This is a genomic window from Streptomyces sp. NPDC057638, from assembly GCF_042800315.1.
Classification (GTDB): Bacteria; Actinomycetota; Actinomycetes; order Streptomycetales; family Streptomycetaceae; genus Streptomyces.
In genome coordinates this window covers 1-3,644 of record NZ_JBHVHF010000501.1, presented here as the reverse complement: position 1 = coordinate 3,644, position 3,644 = coordinate 1, and the positions used below count along the sequence as shown (strand labels likewise).

Genomic DNA, 3,644 nt, shown 5'->3' with positions numbered 1-3,644 from the left:
GTCCAACCTCACCGGGGCCGACGCGCCGTTTCCGGCAGGGGACCGCCGGCGCCCCTACGGCGCCTGAGAGGATCGCCGGGTGACCCTGACGATCGCCTTCGCCACCGACTCCGGTGTCGCCCCCTTCGAACAACTCCGCGCCCAGATCGCCGAACAGGCCAGATCGGGAGCGCTCCCGGTCGGTTACCGGCTGCCGACCGTCCGTGGCCTCGCCGAGGAGCTCGGGCTGGCCGCCAACACGGTCGCGAAGGCGTACCGGGCGCTGGAGGCCGACGGGGTGATCGAGACCCGGGGCCGCAACGGGACCTTCGTCGCGGCGGCGGGCGACGCGGCGGCGCGCCAGCTGGCCTCGGCCGCCGCCGCCTTCGCCGACCGCGCGCACCGCCTCGGCTTCGACCAGCGGCAGGCACGGGCCGCCTTCGAGGAGGCCTGGCGGGCGCGCTCGGCCTGACCACACGGCGGTGGGATACCACCGCCCGGCACCGGGGGGTGGACCCCGGTGCCCGGACCGCCCTACAGATACAGCCCCGACGCCGTCGGCCTCGGCTGGCCCGGGATCTGGGCGGGCGTGGTGCCGCGCCGCAGCGCGAACAGCTCCGCGAGGGTCGATCCCTCGCGCCCCACCCCTTCCTCGGTGCCCAGCCAGCCCACGGCCTCCTCCCGGGAGAGCGCTCCGACCTCGATCCGCGTCAGACAGCGACCGGGCCGCACCACGGCGGGGTGGAGCTTCTCCAGATCCTCGTTGGTGGTGACGCCCACCAGTACGTTGCGGCCCTGACCGAGCAGGCCGTCCGTCAGGTTGAGCAGCCGGGAGAGCGCCTGGCCCGCCGTGTGCCGTGCCTCGCCCCGGATCAGTTCGTCACAGTCCTCCAGCAGCAGCAGCCGCCAGCGTTCGGGCCCCACCCCGTCGTCCTCGCCGATGGCGATGTCCATGAGATAGCCGACGTCGTTGAAGAGGCGCTCGGGGTCGAGCACACAGTCCACCTGGCACCAGTCCTGCCAGGAACGGGCGAGGGTCCGCAGCGCGGAGGTCTTCCCGGTGCCCGGCGGGCCGTGGAGCAGCAGCAGCCGCCCGGAGATGTCATCGGGGGTGATCTTCATCAGCGAGTCCATCGCCTCGGCCACCGACGCGGTGTAGTTGGGGCGGACCTCCTCCCAGGTACCCGCCGAGATCTGCCGGGTGGTGCGGTGCGGCCCGCGCCGGGGCGACACGTACCAGAAGCCCATCGTCACGTCCTCCGGCTGGGGCTCCGGCTCGTCGGCGGCGTTCTGGGTCGACTCCCGGACGATCCGCTCGGCCAGTTCCGCCGAGGTCGCGGTCACGGTGACCTCGGCGCTCTGGCTCCAGTGGGAGATCAGGACCGTGTACCCCTCGCCCTCGGCGAGCACCGAGCGGCGGTCGTCGTCGCGCGCCGTGCGCAGCACCGTCGCCCCGGGTGGCAGCAGATCGAGCCCCTTCCTGACCCGCTCGACCTGGTGGCCGTGGGAGTGCGGCTGTTCCCCGGTGGCGAATCGCCCGAGGAAGAGGGCGTCGACGACATCGGTCGGTGAGTCGCTGTCATCGACCTGGAGTCGAATCGGCAGGGCGTCCTGGGGCGGTACGGGGGCTCCCGGCCCGCGCTTCCGCGGCGACTGAGGCTGTGCTGCTGACATGGCGCCCATGATCCGTCACCCATCTCCCGGATGCACCGACTTTTGGCGGTGTTTGGCCCGCTGTCGCGTTCGGCCCGCCGCCGGGCCCCTGTCCCACCCCGCGTACCTCACCCGGGAGGGTGCCCGGCCCGTCCGTACGGGCGCCGGGCGGCGCCGGTGGCCGACGGGTGGAAACCGGGCGACGTCAACCATATGGCTGATTCCCGGGGCCGAACTCTGGGGTTTTTGGCATGTGCACTTCCGCGATAACTGTGCTGACTGCTACGACAGTTGCCCGCAGTGATCCTGCTAGGGAGGCCCCATGAAAGTGTCCCGCCTGACGGCGTTCGCGTCCTCACTCCTCCTCGGTGCCGTTCTCGCCCTGACCGGCGCGGGGACGGCACTGGGGGGCGCGCGCGCGCGCGCCGTCGACTATGTCGCCCTGGGCGACTCCTACTCCTCGGGTGTCGGGGCCGGTGACTACGATCCGGCCAGCGGCGACTGTAAGCGCAGCAACCGCGCCTTCCCCAAGCTCTGGGCGAACGCCAACGCCCCCTCCTCCTTCGCCTTCACCGCCTGTTCGGGGGCGGTGACCAGCAATGTGACCTCCAGCCAGCTCGGTCCGCTGAACGCGGGCACCGATCTGGTGTCGATCTCCGTCGGCGGTAACGACGCCGGGTTCGCCGACGTCATGACCGTCTGTGTGCTCCAGTCCGAGGCCAACTGCATCAACCGGATCAACCAGGCCCGGGCCTTCGTCACCGCCACACTCCCGTCCCGGCTCGACACCGTCTACAACGCCATCAAGGCCAAGTCGCCCTCCGCCAAGGTCGTCGTCCTCGGCTACCCGCGCTTCTACAAGCTCAACGGAAGCTGCCTCTTCGGCATCAGCGAGACCAAGCGCGCCGCGATCAACAACGCGGCCGACCTGCTCAACAGCACCGTCTCCAAGCGGGCCGCCAACCACGGCTTCGCCTTCGGGGACGTGGTCCCGGCCTTCACCGGCCATGAGATCTGCTCCAGCGCCTCCTGGCTGCACAGCCTCAACCTCGGCAGCATCGGCGACTCCTACCACCCGACGGCCGCCGGTCAGTCGGGCGGCTATCTGCCGGTCTTCCGCTCGCGCGTCTGAGCCCTCCCGGCACGCCCTCATGACGCCCGCCCGGTGGCCGGTGGCCGGGGGTGGGCGACCGCGCCGCGACCGGACTCCCGATCTCCGCTCCGCCCGGGTGAGCGGGGCCGGTCGCGGCGCGTGGGCCCCCGGTGTCGGGGGAAGAATGGAGGGGTGAAGTGCCATAACTGTCCAAGTCGCCCTGGAATCTCATGGATTGATCCCGTGGGCGTCAACGCGGCGACCCACCCGCCCAACAGGGTGGGCGGGATACACGCGCGTACCGGAGGGGCGATAGGGTTAATCTGCCCGTGCCGGGTGCGTCATACGGGTGGGGAGTGACATGGAACAGATAACAGTGCGAAGCAGGCCTCGCGTGCCTGCCATCACCTGCGGGAACAGCGCGACCAGCTCGCGTCTCGACCGCCATCTCTCGGTGCTCGGCGGTCCCGCCGTGCCCCAGCGTGAGACGGTCGAGGCCACCTCGCTGATGCGCGAGCTGACCACACGCGACGTGGCGTACGACCACAACCGCACCAGAAGCGGCCGTGTCGCCCTCTTCGCGCCACTCCGCCGCCTCCGCCGCACCCTCTTCGGCAGTCACCGGTAATTTTCGCGGTTGCTCTCCCCCAGGCTCCGCCCGGGAGGGACCCCCACCGGGGCGCTTTAGTCGAGTTGTCGCGTCCGACGTGCTCGATCGCTCGTTCCTCGCGATCTCCGCGCGACGGCCACGACAGCCCCCAGGCCTGCGCCTGGGGGTGCCCCCAGACGCGCCCCTTTGGCTCGCAACCGACCTCGGGTAGAGAGAAGCGTCACACGGAGCTACTCGCCGGCAGAGCACCTTGGGGTGAGCCGGGGCGGGTTCTCGCACCCCGGGGCGGCCGCACACCCACCTGCGGCC

Annotated in this window: 4 protein-coding genes; 3 read left to right on the top strand and 1 reads right to left on the bottom strand. The window is 71.3% G+C overall.

The features are described from left to right. Nucleotides 1-79 precede the first annotated feature (79 nt). The gene (locus ACFVIM_RS33955) at nt 80-451 is read left to right on the top strand and encodes a GntR family transcriptional regulator (RefSeq protein WP_384309898.1); all 372 of its coding nucleotides are present in this window, start codon (nt 80-82) and stop codon (nt 449-451) included. 62 nt (nt 452-513) lie between these two features. Here ACFVIM_RS33955 and ACFVIM_RS33950 read toward each other — a convergent pair whose 3' ends face one another. Beyond that, nucleotides 514-1,653: a DUF5925 domain-containing protein gene (locus ACFVIM_RS33950; protein ID WP_384309895.1), complete on the bottom strand. Its 1,140-nt coding sequence runs from the start codon at nt 1,651-1,653 to the stop codon at nt 514-516. 301 nt (nt 1,654-1,954) lie between these two features. Here ACFVIM_RS33950 and ACFVIM_RS33945 point away from each other — a divergent pair, with 301 nt between their 5' ends. Then, a complete protein-coding gene (locus ACFVIM_RS33945) occupies nt 1,955-2,764 on the top strand; it encodes an SGNH/GDSL hydrolase family protein (protein WP_384309892.1) in 810 nt (269 codons plus the stop codon). Nucleotides 2,765-3,086: 322 nt separating this feature from the next. Next, the gene (locus ACFVIM_RS33940; protein WP_384309889.1) at nt 3,087-3,353 is read left to right on the top strand and encodes a hypothetical protein; all 267 of its coding nucleotides are present in this window, start codon (nt 3,087-3,089) and stop codon (nt 3,351-3,353) included. Nucleotides 3,354-3,644 lie beyond the last annotated feature (291 nt).

Coding starts and splice junctions, on each gene's coding strand:
- ACFVIM_RS33945 (WP_384309892.1), top strand. CDS start 1,955: ATGAAAGTGTCCCGCCTGACGGCGTTCGCGTCCTCACTCCTCCTCGGT.
- ACFVIM_RS33950 (WP_384309895.1), bottom strand. CDS start 1,653: ATGTCAGCAGCACAGCCTCAGTCGCCGCGGAAGCGCGGGCCGGGAGCC.
- ACFVIM_RS33940 (WP_384309889.1), top strand. CDS start 3,087: ATGGAACAGATAACAGTGCGAAGCAGGCCTCGCGTGCCTGCCATCACC.